This window comes from Pseudomonas sp. UYEF17 (assembly GCF_040546125.1).
GTDB lineage: Bacteria > Pseudomonadota > Gammaproteobacteria > Pseudomonadales > Pseudomonadaceae > Aquipseudomonas > Aquipseudomonas putida_Z.
On sequence record NZ_JBEPNE010000004.1, the window covers coordinates 107,155 to 120,699 of the forward strand.

Consider the following 13,545-nt stretch of genomic DNA (forward strand, 5'->3'; position numbering starts at 1 on the left):
CACAGGTACTGCACAGGGTCTGAGATGCATGCGATCCCTGTGGGAGCGGGCAAGCCCGCGAAAGGGCCGGCACAGGCAGAGTAAAATACAGTAACAACCGCTAAATCCTCCCCGCACTCAAGCGTTCTCCAAGCGACGAACACCCGCACTTTCGCTTGCTTGCGAGGATTGACCCATGTCCACCGCTTCCTGCCTTGCCCAGGTCCCGCCGGCCAGCGCGCCGCGTGCCTTGTACGAGTTCACCGATTCCCCCTTGCTGCAACGCCAGCAACAACAGGAGTCCAACGCCCGCAGCTACCCGCGGCGCATCCCGCTGGCGCTCAAGCGCGCCCGTGGTATCCATGTGGAGGATGTCGAAGGCCGCCAGTTCATCGACTGCCTGGCCGGCGCCGGCACCCTGGCGCTGGGCCACAACCACCCGGTGGTGGTCGAGGCGATCCAGCGGGTACTGGCCGATGAGCTGCCGTTGCACACCCTGGACCTGACCACGCCGGTCAAGGACCGCTTCGTCCAGGACCTGTTCGGTGTGCTGCCCGAGGCGTTGCGCCGTGAGGCCAAGGTCCAGTTCTGCGGCCCGACCGGTACCGATGCAGTGGAAGCAGCGCTGAAACTGGTGCGCAGCGCCACCGGCCGCAGCACCGTCCTTGCCTTCCATGGCGCCTACCATGGCATGAGCCAGGGTGCGCTGAGCCTGATGGGCAGCCATGGCCCGAAGCAGCCGCTGGGTGCCTTGCTCGGCAACGGTGTGCAGTTCATGCCGTACCCCTACGACTACCGTTGCCCGTTCGGTTTGGGCGGCGAAGCCGGGGTCAGGGCCAACCTGCATTACCTGGAAACCCTGCTGCTCGACCCGGAAAGCGGCGTGCCGCTGCCGGCGGCGGTGATCCTCGAGGTGGTGCAGGGCGAGGGCGGGGTGATTCCGGCCGATATCGAGTGGCTCAAGGGGGTACGCCGTATCACCGAGCAGGCCGGCGTGGCGTTGATCGTCGATGAGATCCAGAGCGGTTTCGCCCGTACCGGGCGCATGTTCGCCTTCGAGCATGCCGGCATCATCCCGGACGTGGTCACCCTGTCCAAGGCCATTGGCGGCAGCCTGCCGCTGGCGGTGGTGGTGTACCGCGACTGGCTGGACACCTGGAAACCGGGCGCCCACGCCGGCACTTTCCGTGGTAACCAGATGGCCATGGCGGCGGGTTCGGCGGTGATCGATTACCTGGTCGAGCATCGCCTGGCAGAGCATGCCGAGGCCATGGGCCAGCGCCTGCGCCAGCACCTGCAGCAGTTGCAGCGGGATTATCCGCAGTTGGGTGATATTCGCGGGCGTGGCCTGATGCTTGGGGTGGAGCTGGTGGATCCGCAAGGCCAGCGGGATGCGCTTGGGCATCCGGCGGCCAACCGTGAATTGGCGGCGAAGGTGCAGCGTGAGTGCCTCAGGCGCGGGCTGATTCTGGAACTCGGTGGGCGGCATGGGGCGGTGGTGCGCTTCCTGCCGCCGTTGATCATCAGTGGCGAGCAGATCGATGAGGTCGCGCAGCGCTTTGCCGAGGCGTTGATCGCGGCGGTCTGATCGATTGCCGGGGCCGCTGCGCGGCCCTATCGCCGGCAAGCCGGCTCCCACAGGTACAGCGCAAGCCTTCCGGTCGGCGCAGTCCCTGTGGGAGCTGGCTTGCCGGCGATAGGGGCGCAAAGCGCCCCCCCCTGGTAATCCCGGCTACCAGCCGCGCCCGGAATTCACCCAGAAGTTCACCGACAGCGAGGTGGTCACAGACTCCACCTGGTGGAACCACCCTTCGGGCAGGAACAACAGGTCACCGGCCTGCAGCACCACGCGCAGGAACGGCACCTCGCGCGCCGCCGGGAAGCGCTGGTAATCCGGGGCGTCGGGGTTGAAGTCGCAGCCGTCCAGGCCGCCCTTGGGGCTGGTCGACCAGGTACCCAGGGCCGGGCGATGGTGCGGCGCGGCAAGGATGAACGACTTCTGCCCCCATACCTGTGCGAACAGGTTGTCGGTGTCGTCGCGGTGCAGTGGCGTCAGTGTGCCCTTGGGGCCGATCCAGATGCGCGGCGCAATGAACTTCTCGCGGGCGAAGTACTGCGGGTAGCGAATCAGCGTCAACAGCTTTTCCGGCACGATGTTGTTGCCCATGTAGGCCGGGGTTTCGCCGGGTTTGGCAGGGGTGTCCAGCGAGGCGATGAAGTCGGCCATGGAAGTGGAACGGAAGTCGCGGTCGGTGGAGAAGGTCTTCTTCACGTAGTCGCCGTGCCGGGTGATGCCCTGCAGTTCGGCGAAATGCTCCAGCGAAGCTTCGCGGCCCATGGTGAACAGCGGCCAGTCCTGCAGGGCATCGCTGATGACCACCGGCGTCCCGTGCGCCAGGTATTCGCCCTGGAAGCGCGCCAGCGACATGTCGGCGCGGGCAATGCGTGCCACCTCGCGCAGCACCGGTTGCGCGGCCGACACCCGTTCGCTGAGGCGTGCCGGTGTCGGGTAGCGTTGGTTCATCGACACCTTGGTCGCCGGTGCGCCGCGCCGGGCGTTGCTGATGATCTGCGGCAGCAGGGTGGCCAGGCCCATGTTGCCGCTGATCTTCAGGCGGGCGCTGGCGAACAGTTCTTCAACGTTGGCGGTGCCGCCCATGATGCCGAGGAAGTCACGCTCGGCCACCTCGATGGTGACGTCCGGGGCGCTGTGCCGGCCGGCACCGGTGCGGCTGCTGTCACGCACCTCCGACCAGAAGGCCCGGTCCTGGCCGAAGACGAACTGGAAAACGCCTTCGATGCCGACGGCATGGGCGTTGGCGAACAGTTTGCTGAGGATGCTCTGAAGGTCCACGGTATGCCTCTGGCGGTCTTTCGTTGTGCTGGGATAACGAGTGCCTGCACCAACGATTTAGCCGTGTGGGCGGGTAATTTTTCGGTGTGCTGCTACGTCCCGTAGGGAGGCTCGAGTCACATTGTTCACCCAAGGAACCCACATGGCACTGCACCCTGATCTGGCGGCATTTCTGGAACTGGTCGAATTTGGCCGGCTGACGGGCAGGAGCCTGCCCATGCACGCGATGGACGTGGCCCAGGCCCGTGCCGAGTTCGAAGGCAGCTCGCAGGTACTCGACCCGAGCCCGCCCGGCAACGTCACGGCCAGCGAGTTGCAGATTACCGCGCGCGACGGTGCCCGCCTGGCTGCTCGCCTGTACCGCCAGGGCGATGCTGGTGCTGCCTTGCAGCCAGTGATCCTGTACCTGCATGGCGGCGGCTATGTGGTCGGCAGCCTCGATTCGCATGACTCGGTGTGCCGTCGCCTGGCGGCCCTGGGCGAGTTCGCGGTGCTGGCGGCGGACTACCGGCTGGCACCGGAGCAGCAGTTCCCGAAAGCCCTGCACGATGTGCTGGACGCCGCCAACTGGCTGGCTGAGCAGGCGGCGTCGCTGGGCCTGGACAACCGCCGGGTGGTGCTGGCAGGGGACAGTGTGGGCGCCAGCCTGGCGGCGGTGCTGGCCATTACGGCGGTGGAGCAGCCCGAGGCGCTGGCGTTCAAGCCGTTGGCACAGTTGCTGTTCTACCCGGTGACCGATATCTCCTGCTGGCGTGAGTCCCATCGCCAGCATGCCGAGGGTTACCTGCTGGAGACGCCTACCCTGGAGTGGTTCTACCGGCACTATGCGCCGCAGCGCGAGCAGCGCCTGGACTGGCGGGTATCGCCGTTGCTGTCGACGCTGCGCGAGCCATTGGCGCCGGCTTGCCTGTTCGTGGCCGAGTATGACCCGTTGCATGATGAGGGCATGGCCTATCGTGACTGGCTGGAGGCGGGTGGGACGGCGGTGACCTTTGCCCGGGTGGAGGGGTTGACCCATGACTTCTTGCGCATGTCGGGGATCGTGGGGCAGGTGGAGGGGATTTACCGGGATGTCGGGGAGTGGTTGAAGCGGGTCGGCGGCCAGTCCTGACTTGAGCTCGCCGGGGGCGCGTTGCGCCCCTTTCGCGACACAAGGCCGCTCCCACAAAAGCACTGCGCCCACCGAACCATGTGGGAGCGGCCTTGTGTCGCGATGGGCCGCACAGCGGCCCCAGGGCCTCACCCGCGAAGGTGCTTCTTCAACACATCGACCAATCGCTCGATCTCCGCCTCGGTATTCAACAGCCCAGGCGCCGTCCGCACCACCGGCCCGACATCCCGCGAAACCGCATCGACCACGATGCGCTGGCTGTTGAGATACCGGGCCACCTCATCAGCATCCTGCCCCGCGACCCGGAAGAAGGTGAACCCCGCCGAATACTGCGTGCTGCGCGGTGTCACCAGCTCGACCCCCGGCAGCGCCTCAAGCCGCTGCCTGAGATAGCCATTAAGCCCATGAATCCGCGCCTGCACCGCCGCCTTGCCCAATTGCAGGTGCAGCTCGAACGCCTTGCCCAATGCCCAGCGGTGCTCGAATGCGTGGTAACCCCCGGGTGTCATCACCGTGGCAAAGTCCTCGTTCTCGGAAAACGTGGCAATGCTCGGGTTCAGCTGCTTCAGTTCGGTGGACGCCGCGCAGATGATCCCGGTACCCCGCGGCCCGAACATCCACTTGTGCGTGCCGGCGATGAAGTAGTCGCAGTTGAGATCGGCAAAGCGCATGTCTTCGACGCCGAAGCCATGCACACCGTCGATCACGTAGATGATCTGGTCCTGCTCGTCACGCTGGCGATTGACCTCGCGCACCAGCGCGCCGATCTCGCCCACGGGCAGTTTCACGCCACTGCCCGAGTGCACCCAGGTCATGCCCAGTACCCGTGTTTTCGGCCCGATGGCCGCCGCGATGGTGGCCAGTACCTGGTCGCTGTTGACCTTGGCGGGGTCGTCGAACAGGCGCAACCGGTGCACCGGTGTGCCATCGCGCTTGTTGCGAAAGCCCATGGTATGGCGGGCGGCCGAATGCTCGTGCACGGTGGTGAGAATTTCCTGCCCCGGGGCAATCTTCAGCCCGCCATAGATCAGCCCCAGGCCTTCGGTGGTGCTGCCGGTCAGGGCGATTTGCCGGGGCGTCACTTCGAGGTAGCGGGCTGCCCATTCACGCACGGCGGCTTCGTGCTTCCATTCCGACTGGCTGTCCCAGTCGACCATGCGGGCCGGGTGGCGGTCGAAGCGGGCACGCAGCGCCTCGATGGCTTCGCGCACGGGCCGTGGGTGCGAGGTGATCAGGAAGTTGGCAAAGTGCGCGTAGGCCGGGTCCAGCTCGAACAGGTTGCGAAACCCGGCCCAGTCGCTGGCGGTGGCAGGCTGCGCAGACGCCGCTTGGGCGGCAGGCAGCAGTGGGCCTGTGAGGGGCAGGGCGGCCGCAAGCAGGCCGGCCTGTTTGAGAAAGGTGCGACGATCGTTCATCAAATGGCTCGCAAGGGTCAGGGGGATGAGGTGGCGACAGGTTGCGCGGCGCGCTGCACCTGCTCCCACACCCGCAGGAAGTTGCCGCCCCAGAGCTTGGCGATATCCGCTTCGGAGTAGCCGCGGCTGATCAGTTCGGCGGTGACGTTGCGTGCTTCACTGGCGTTCTGCCAACCGTCGATGCCGCCGCCTTCGTTGAAGTCCGAACTCAGGCCGACATGGTCGATGCCCACCTTGCGCACGGTGTAGTCGATGGCGTCGCCATAGTCCTTGAGCGTGGCTGGCGGTTCCTCCTCGAGAATGCCGTACAGCGCGTTGGCGTACTGGCCGACCTTCTGCTCGGGCCAGCCGGCGATCACCGGGTCACCTGGCATCAGTGCGTAGTCGAGGTTGGCCAGTGGCGGCAGGTCGTAGCGGGCGCGCAGGGCGTTGAGTTTGTCCTGGGTCTTGCTGCTCAAGGGCTTGAGGTAGGTGGAGAAGGCCACCAGCTGGACCACGCCGCCGCTGTCCTTGATCAGCTGCAGCTCCTTGTCGGAGAGGTTGCGCTTGATGTCGACCATCGCCCGCGGCGCCGAGTGCGAGGCCACCACCGGCGCGCGGCTGAGGGCAACGGCCTGGGCCAGCGCCTTGCTGGACATTTGCGACACATCGATGATCACGCCCAGGTCGTTCAGCCGCTGCACGGCGCGCTTGCCGACCGGCGACAGGCCGTCCAGGGCATCGGCGGTGTCATTGAAGAACGGCAGCGGGCGCGAAGAGTCGGCCCAACTGTTGTTGCCCACGTAGCTGAAGCCGAACATGCGCACGCCGCGCGCGGCCCAGCGGTCGAGCTGGTCGACGTCATCGCCCAGCGCATAGGCGTTGAGCATGCTGAGGAACACCGCGAACTTGCCTTCGCCGTGCAGGCGCCGCATGTCTTGCGGGGTATAGGCAATACCCACCTGCTGCGGGAAGTCGCGGACCATGGCGGTGATGGCGTTGTAGCGCACCTCCTGGGTGTGGCGGGCGGCTTCGACGAAGCCTGGGGTAGGGCGGTGCGGGCCACCGTCACCGGTCCAGGACTCTGGCCAGGCGAAGATGGTCAGGGCCGCGCCAGACAAACGCCCGCGTGCGGCCTTGGCCAGGTCGAAGCGGCCATTGCCATCCTTGTCGGCCTCGCTGCCTTCAGTGCCGAAGGTCAGCGGCAGGGTGACATGGCTGTCGAACGAGATGATGCGTTCCTGCAGGTCGTTGGCCTGGCGGGTCACCTCCCTGGAATAGCCGGCGGGTGTGGCGAAGTAATGCCAGGCGGCAAACCCGGCGCCAGCGGCAACCGCCGCGGCCAGGCTGATAAACAGGGCTTTCTTCCAGCGTGGAGTCGTCATCTTGGTCTCAGTAGGTTCACCGTCGAGGGATGGGCACAGAGGCCGCCGCTACCTGCAGTGAACGAGCTCGCACCCGAGAAATTTAGCCGCTATCAGGTCGCTGGCGCAGGGCCCTGTAGGAGCGGCCTTGTGTCGCGATAGGGGTGCGCAGCGCCCCCAGGATCTTCGCACCTCTGCAAAATTGCCGGGGCCGCCTTGCGGCCCTTTCGCGACACAAGGCCGCTCCTACATTGACCGAGTTGCCCTCAGGGGCGGGGGTGGCAAGCCGCTAAATTTCGCCTGCCGTGCAACGTTCTAGCCTTGGACGGGCCGTGCTCCATGGCCGCAATGAATGCACAGGTATGCAATGACGATTTCCCGACGCGGTTTCATCGCCGGTGTGGCATTGACGGGTGTGGTGGTGCCCGGTGCGCTGGGGGCGCTGTATGTGCAGCGCCAGCGTGCCGCCGAGGAATTCCCGGAAACCCCTGGCGAGGCCGTCGTCGAGTTGGCCGATACCCGCCTGCAGCAGTTGGGCGATACCCTGCGCGGCATCTGGCGCTGGACCCTGCAGGGCAAGGATGCGGGGCTGGATGGCCTGCCCACGGGTGAACTGGAGCTGTTCCTGGATGTGGCAACCAGCGGGCGCGCCCTGCGCGGCTACCTGGATACCCCCGAGCGCCTGCGAGGGCAGGAGGAACCGCGCTACCGCGTGGTAGGCGACCTGTTGGCGGACAAGCCGGGTACCCTGCGCTGGCGCCTGTTTTCGGCCCAGGCCCGCTATGAATGCCATATCGTGCTCGACGAGGTCTGGGGCCGCTTCGGCAACGCCGGGCCGGCCACTCTCAACGGGCGCATTGCACGCCTGGACCGCGCGTTGACATTGCCCGTGGAGGACAACCAGTTTCTGGCGTTGAAGCGCACCTTCCCCGAGGCGCGCGAGCGTACCCCGCTGAACCCGCAACTGCTGGCCTGGCTGACCGCCCCGGAGCATCGCCTGTTCCACCAGCTGTGGCACTCGTCGCGGGACAAATGGCACAAACTGGGCAAGGACAAGCAGGGCGCCCTGCGTGGCCTGGGCTGGCAGCCCGGGCCACGTGATCGCGAGCGTGACGCGCGGGGCCGACACAAGGACCGCAACGGCTCGGGCGAAGACTTTTTCTTCATGCACCGGCACATGCTTGGCAGGGCGCGTGCCTTGCAGGACTTGCCGTCATGGACGCGCTTCCCGCTGCCGCAGCCGGAACTGGAGCGCGACCGGGCCGGATTCGCCCGCTACTTCGACAACCATGACGGCAATGCCCTGCCGCCCACCTGGCTGGCCAGCGGTGATGCGGATTACACCCAGTGGGTGCGCGACATCAAGACGCCGGATACCTTCCATGGCAACTTCCTGGTCTGGGAGTCACGCTACACCGACCCGGAGTACCTGAGCACCTTGACCCTGGGCCAGTTCGGTTCGGAAGTGGAGCTGGGCCTGCACGACTGGCTGCACATGCGCTGGGCATCGGTGCCGCGCGACCCCTCCAACGGCATGCCAGTGCCGACGGCGCGCACGCCGGATGATTTTGCCGAACGCTGGTTCGCCGAACAGAACGATTTTCTCGGTGACCCGTTTTCATCGCATGTGAACCCGGTGTTCTGGCACTTTCATGGCTGGATCGACGACCGCATCGAGGACTGGTTCCACGCTCACGAGCGGCTGCACCCGGGCGAGGTACGGCGCCTGGAAGTCAATGGTGTGCCATGGTTTGCGCCAGGGCGCTGGGTGGAGGTGGCTGACCCGTGGCTGGGGCCGGATACCCATGGCTGCTCGACGGTGCCGGGTTTGCGGCCCGGGCGCAGTGTAGAGATGGACCCGGAGACCATGAAGCTGGCCTTGCGCATCATCTACAGCGATGACGATGTGCTCGACAAGCTGCGGCCCAAGGTACCGCAGCGGCCGTGGTATGCGCGCAACCTGAAGGTGGCGCAGCGCTCGCGTTGATTGGGGGCGCTCTGCGCCCCTTTCGCGACACAAGGCCGCTCCCACATGACGGCGCATGGCTTGAACCTGTGGGAGCGGCCTTGCGTCGCGATGGGCTGCGCAGCAGCCCCGGAAGGCAACGCGATTTACTGCCCGACCTGCCACCCACCCCCCAATGCCTTGTACAACGCCACGCTACCCTGCAACCGGGCCAGGCGCAGTTGTGCCTGCTGGTCCTGCGCCACATACAAGGTGCGCTGGGTCTCCAGCACGCTCAACAGCGTCTCCGCTCCCGCGCCATAACGCTGCTGCGCCAGGTCGAACGCCAGCCGCGCCTGCTCCACCTCTTCATCCTGCCACTGCCGCTGGCGGTCCACGCCCTGGATCGCATTGAGCGCTTTCTCGACATCGGCAAAAGCGGCCAGGATGCTGCTTCGGTAGGTCTCCAGCAACTCCATCTGTTCAGCCTCGGCCAGTTCACGCGCGGCACGCAGCCGGCCGTTGTTGAAGATGGGCGCGACCAGGCCGCTGGTGAGGGTGTAGTAGGAGCTGTCGAACAAATGGGCAAAGGTATTGGCGCCAGCCCCCAGGCTGGCCCCGAGGGTGAGCTTGGGCAGCATGGCGGCGCGGGCGACCTGCACGTTGGCGCTGGCGGCGGCCAGCCGTGCTTCTGCCGCGGCAATGTCCGGGCGGCGGGTGAGCAGCTCGCTGGGCACACCGCTGCCAATGGCGGGCCATTGCAGGGTGTTGATCGCGTCCTGGCTGGTGGGTAGCGACTGCACCGGGTCGCCGAGCAGGGTAGCCAAGGTGACCCGGCTGTCTTGCCACTTCTGTTCCAGTAACGGCAGCTGGCGTTGCTGCGCGGCCACCAGGCTGCGCTGCTGGGCCAGTTCCAGGCGCGTGGCGGACCCGCTGCGCTGGCGTGCCTCGACCAGGCCCAGCACGTCCTGGGCATTGCGCAGGTTGAGGCGGGCAATGCGCAACTGTTCCTGCAAAGTCAGGCCCTGCAGGTAACTGTCGGCCACCGCGCTGACCAGGGTCAGCGCCACGGTCTGGCGGTCGAAGCGGCTGGCATCCAGGCTGCGCAGGGCGCTGTCACGGGTCGCCCGCAGGCCGCCCCAGAAGTCGATTTCGTAGCTGGCGCTGAGCTGCATGTCGAACGAGGTGCTGGTGGGCTCGCTGCGGCTGACATCCAGCTGGTCATAGCCGTCACCGTGCAGCAGGCGTTGGCGGCTGCCGTCCAGGCCCAGCTTCAACTCCGGCAACAGCGGCGCGCCGGCAATGACCGCGCGGGCCTGGGCCTGGCGTACCCGCGCCGTGGCGGCAGCCAGGTCATGGGCATTGTGCAGGGCGTGCTGTACCAGGCGGTCGAGCTCGCTGCTGGCGAAGGCTTGCCACCACTGTGTCGTTGGCAGTTGTACCGAGGGTGATGCGGCCTCGCCTTGCCAGGCGGATGGCGCGGCGATGCCGCTGGCGGGTGTTGGCGGCGTGCTGCAGGCGGCGAGGCATACGCATAAGGTCAACAGGCTGATGCGGCTAGGCAGAGTCATGGGTTATTCGCTGGTAAGGGCTTTGACCGGGTCGAGGCGGGCGGCCTTGCGCGCTGGCATGAAGCCGAACACGATGCCGGTGACGACGGCGCAGGCGAAGGCGCCGAGCATGGCGGGCAGGGCAAAGGCCACCGCCACTTCGGCCAGCATCAGGCCGCCACCGATGGCCAGGGCCAGGACGATGCCGGCCAGGCCGCCGACCATCGACAGCATTACCGCCTCGCTGAGGAATTGCCGCAGGATGTCGCGCTGGCGCGCACCAGTGGCCATGCGGATGCCGATTTCACGGGTGCGCTCGCGCACCGTCATCAACATGATGTTCATCACGCCGATGCCGCCCACCAGCAGCGAGATCGCGGCGATCGCCCCCAGCATCAGCGACAGGCTGTTCTGCGTGCGCGCCTCGGCCTGGATCAGCGCCGCGTCATTGGTCAGCTCGAAGTCCTGGCGGCCGTTGTGGCGCTGGCGCAGCAGCTTGTCGATGGCCGCTTCGGCCTCGTTGACCCGCGTGGAGTCCAGGGCGGCAACGGCGATGTAGTCTGGGTCGCGCTGGCCGAACAGGCGGATGGCTGCGGCGGAGTAGGGCACCACGATGCGCCCGTCGCTGTCCTGGTCGCCAGAGCTGGCGCCCTTGCTGGCCAGGATGCCGACCACCTGGAACGGCACATTGCCGATCAGCAGGTACTGCCCCAGCGGGTCGCGCCCAGGGTCGAGCATCTTTTCCCGCACTTTCTGGCCGATCACCGCCACCGCGGCAGCATTGGCTTCATCGGCATCGGTGTAGAAGCTGCCTTGCACCGCCGGCCAGTTGAAAATCTCGGGGAACCCGGTGTTGTTGCCACCCACATAGAACCGCTGGCTGTTGTTGCCGTGGCGCACCATCATCTTTTCGCCGATCACCGGCATCACGTGCTTGACCTGCGGCAGTTGGCCGATGGCAGCGACATCGTCGAGGGTGATGGTGCCGGCCTGCTCGCCCAGGCTCGCCGGCTTGCCGTTCAGGTAGAGGACGTTCGAGCCGAAGGCTGCCATCTGCGCCATGACCTGGCGCTTGCTGCCTTCGCCCACTGCCAGCATCACCACCACCGAGGCCACGCCGATGACGATGCCCAGCAGGGTCAGGGCGGTGCGGAAGCGGTTGACCCACATCACCCGCCAGGCCGCCTGCAGGGCTTCGAGCAATTCGCCTTTCCACGCCCCGTGCAAGGTCGCGCCACGGTCCAGGCGCTGGCGCAGCTGGTCGGCCTGCAGCCCGCGGCCGTTGTCGACCGTGGGCTTTTCGGCGGCCGAATCGCTGATGATCAGGCCGTCGCGAATTTCGATCACGCGCTGCGCCCGCGCCGCGACGTTGCGGTCATGGGTGATCAGGATGATCACGTGGCCCTGGCTGGCCAGCTCGTCGAGCAACGCCATCACTTCGGTGCCGCTGTGGCTGTCGAGGGCGCCGGTGGGTTCGTCGGCGAGAATGATATGGCCGCCATTCATCAACGCCCGGGCAATCGACACCCGTTGTTGCTGGCCGCCAGACAACTGGTGCGGGCGGTTGCCGGTGCGGCTGGCCAGACCCAGGCGACCGAGCAGGGCGCTGGCACGGGCGTGGCGTTCGCTGGCGGCAAGGCCGGCATAGATGGCCGGCATTTCGACGTTTTCCTGGGCCGAGCCCGAGGGGATCAGGTGGTAGCCCTGGAACACGAAGCCGAACGCCTCGCGGCGCAGCCAGGCCAGTTCGTCGCTGCCCAGTTCGGCCACATCCTTGCCGGCGAAGCGGTAGCTGCCGGAAGTGGGGCGGTCGAGGCAGCCGAGGATATTCATCAAGGTCGACTTGCCGGAGCCGGAGGCGCCGACGATGGCGACGAACTCGCCGGGATGGATGCGCAGGCTGATGCCATGGAGGATATCGACCTTGGGCGTTTCGACGCCGCCGTAGGATTTACGGATGTCGACCAGCTCGATCAGGGGTGTGCTCATTCAACCTCCGCTGACGCCAGGGGCGCCGATCACCAGGCGTTCGCCTTCGTTGAGGCCGTCCAGCACCTGCACGCGCAGGCGGTCGCTGAGGCCGGTGCGTACCTGGCGCTGTTCCACCTTGCCGTCGCGGGTCAGCACATGCGCCAGGCGCAGGCCATCGCCGTCGTCCAGCGCGGCCAGTGGCACGGTCAGCACCTGGCTGGCTTTGCCTGCGACAAAGAACACCTGCGTGGTCATCTCGGCCATCAGTGCGCCGTCCGGGTTGTCGACATCCAGCAGCACGCTGTACTGCACCACCTGGCTGCCGGCACTGCCATTGCTGACGCTGGCCGGGCTGCCGCCACCCTGACTGGCCTGCTCCAGGGGCTTGGGCGGGATCGGCAGCACTTGCCGCACGGTGCTGGTCCAGCGGCGCTTGCCGCCGGCCAGGGTGGTGAAGTAGGCGGTCATGCCCGGGGTGACCTTGCCGATGTCGGCCTCCGACACCTGGGCCCACACGGTCATCGGCGAGAGCTTGGCGATGCGCAGGATCAACGGGGTTTGCTGTTGGGCATTGAGGGTTTGCCCCTCACGGGCATCCACCGCCACTACCGTGCCGTCCATCGGCGCGTAGATGCGCGTGTAGCCCAGCTCGGCCTCGTCGCTGCGCAGGCTGGCCTGGGCCTGGCGGATCTGCGCCTGGAACATGTCGATGCGCGCCTGGGTGACCTTCAGCTGTGCGGCGGCCGTTTGCACGTCCTCGTCGCGGGTGGCACCGGCGGCGGCCAGGTCCCGTTGGCGTTTGAGCTGCTGCCGGGCCAGTTGGAACTGTGCGCGTTGTTCTGCCAGCTGGGCCTTGAGGTTGTCGATCGAGTAGCGGCCGGCATCCAGCCGGGCCTGCTGGGTCGAAGGGTCGATCTCGACCAGCAGCTGGCCTTTGCGCACCGTGTCGCCGACCTCCACATGCAGGGTGTGGATCTGCCCCGACGCCTGGGCACCGACGTCCACGTAGCGCCTTGGTTGCAGGGTGCCCAGTGCGGTGACGCTGCTTTCGATGTCGGCGCGGGTCACGGCAACCGTGCTGAGCGGCTGTGCGCCGTAGGGCAGGGCCTTCCAGGCCAGCAGGCAGCCCAGGCCGAGCAGGCCCAGGCTGCTGAGCAGGAGCCGGCGACGGGTGTTGGTTAAAGGTCTCATGCAGACATCCAGCCGAGGGGGTGCCAGATAGACGAAAGCGGCAGAAGGGGATTTAGCGCAGTGAGTTTGGCGCGGTCTGTGTAGGAGCGGCCTTGTGTCGCGAAAGGGGTGCGAAGCGCCCCCAGGATCTTCGCATCACTGCAGATTGCCGGGGCCGCTTTGCGGCCCTTTCGCGACACAAGGCCG

9 protein-coding genes are annotated in these 13,545 nt (G+C 66.7%); 3 read left to right on the forward strand and 6 right to left on the reverse strand.

Features of this window, described 5'->3' with window-relative positions; translation table 11 throughout:
* The first annotated feature begins 175 nt into the window (after window positions 1-175).
* Window positions 176-1,567, forward strand: a complete 1,392-nt coding sequence (locus tag ABIB24_RS08095; RefSeq protein WP_137164475.1) for an aspartate aminotransferase family protein — start codon at window positions 176-178, stop codon at window positions 1,565-1,567.
* A 144-nt stretch (window positions 1,568-1,711) separates the two neighbouring features.
* Here the strand turns inward: ABIB24_RS08095 and ABIB24_RS08100 are convergent, their stop codons facing one another.
* Window positions 1,712-2,833, reverse strand: coding sequence for a cupin-like domain-containing protein (locus ABIB24_RS08100; RefSeq protein ID WP_137164474.1), 1,122 nt, complete (start codon window positions 2,831-2,833; stop codon window positions 1,712-1,714).
* A 142-nt stretch (window positions 2,834-2,975) separates the two neighbouring features.
* On the opposite strand from ABIB24_RS08100, the gene ABIB24_RS08105 reads away from it, so the two are divergent.
* Window positions 2,976-3,944: an alpha/beta hydrolase gene (locus tag ABIB24_RS08105; RefSeq protein WP_354316293.1), complete on the forward strand. Its 969-nt coding sequence runs from the start codon at window positions 2,976-2,978 to the stop codon at window positions 3,942-3,944.
* Window positions 3,945-4,072: 128 nt separating this feature from the next.
* Here the strand turns inward: ABIB24_RS08105 and pvdN are convergent, their stop codons facing one another.
* The gene (pvdN, locus tag ABIB24_RS08110; protein WP_354316294.1) at window positions 4,073-5,359 is read right to left on the reverse strand and encodes a pyoverdine-tailoring periplasmic protein PvdN; all 1,287 of its coding nucleotides are present in this window, start codon (window positions 5,357-5,359) and stop codon (window positions 4,073-4,075) included.
* Window positions 5,360-5,376: 17 nt separating this feature from the next.
* The gene (gene pvdM / locus ABIB24_RS08115; protein ID WP_137164471.1) at window positions 5,377-6,723 is read right to left on the reverse strand and encodes a pyoverdine-tailoring dipeptidase-like protein PvdM; all 1,347 of its coding nucleotides are present in this window, start codon (window positions 6,721-6,723) and stop codon (window positions 5,377-5,379) included.
* Window positions 6,724-7,069: 346 nt separating this feature from the next.
* Between pvdM and pvdP the strand changes: the two genes are divergently transcribed.
* Window positions 7,070-8,689 (forward strand): pyoverdine maturation tyrosinase PvdP, encoded by a 1,620-nt coding sequence (pvdP, locus tag ABIB24_RS08120; RefSeq protein WP_354316295.1) that lies wholly within the window; start codon window positions 7,070-7,072, stop codon window positions 8,687-8,689.
* Window positions 8,690-8,814: 125 nt separating this feature from the next.
* Here pvdP and ABIB24_RS08125 read toward each other — a convergent pair whose 3' ends face one another.
* The 3 genes from ABIB24_RS08125 to ABIB24_RS08135 are packed head-to-tail and all read right to left on the reverse strand — an operon-like array spanning window position 8,815 to window position 13,359.
* On the reverse strand, window positions 8,815-10,218 hold the full coding sequence (locus ABIB24_RS08125) for an efflux transporter outer membrane subunit (protein WP_274120803.1): 1,404 nt from the start codon (window positions 10,216-10,218) through the stop codon (window positions 8,815-8,817).
* A 3-nt stretch (window positions 10,219-10,221) separates the two neighbouring features.
* On the reverse strand, window positions 10,222-12,186 hold the full coding sequence (locus ABIB24_RS08130) for a MacB family efflux pump subunit (RefSeq protein ID WP_354316296.1): 1,965 nt from the start codon (window positions 12,184-12,186) through the stop codon (window positions 10,222-10,224).
* Window positions 12,187-13,359 carry an efflux RND transporter periplasmic adaptor subunit gene (locus ABIB24_RS08135; RefSeq protein ID WP_137164467.1) on the reverse strand — a complete coding sequence of 391 codons (1,173 nt, stop codon included), beginning with the start codon at window positions 13,357-13,359 and terminating at the stop codon, window positions 12,187-12,189.
* Window positions 13,360-13,545 lie beyond the last annotated feature (186 nt).

Bases quoted from the DNA above. Each gene is read 5' to 3' on its own strand.
- ABIB24_RS08095 (WP_137164475.1), top strand. From the start codon at position 176: ATGTCCACCGCTTCCTGCCTTGCCCAGGTCCCGCCGGCCAGCGCGCCG.
- ABIB24_RS08105 (WP_354316293.1), top strand. From the start codon at position 2,976: ATGGCACTGCACCCTGATCTGGCGGCATTTCTGGAACTGGTCGAATTT.
- pvdN (WP_354316294.1), bottom strand. From the start codon at position 5,359: ATGAACGATCGTCGCACCTTTCTCAAACAGGCCGGCCTGCTTGCGGCC.
- pvdM (WP_137164471.1), bottom strand. From the start codon at position 6,723: ATGACGACTCCACGCTGGAAGAAAGCCCTGTTTATCAGCCTGGCCGCG.
- pvdP (WP_354316295.1), top strand. From the start codon at position 7,070: ATGACGATTTCCCGACGCGGTTTCATCGCCGGTGTGGCATTGACGGGT.
- ABIB24_RS08125 (WP_274120803.1), bottom strand. From the start codon at position 10,218: ATGACTCTGCCTAGCCGCATCAGCCTGTTGACCTTATGCGTATGCCTC.
- ABIB24_RS08130 (WP_354316296.1), bottom strand. From the start codon at position 12,186: ATGAGCACACCCCTGATCGAGCTGGTCGACATCCGTAAATCCTACGGC.
- ABIB24_RS08135 (WP_137164467.1), bottom strand. From the start codon at position 13,359: ATGAGACCTTTAACCAACACCCGTCGCCGGCTCCTGCTCAGCAGCCTG.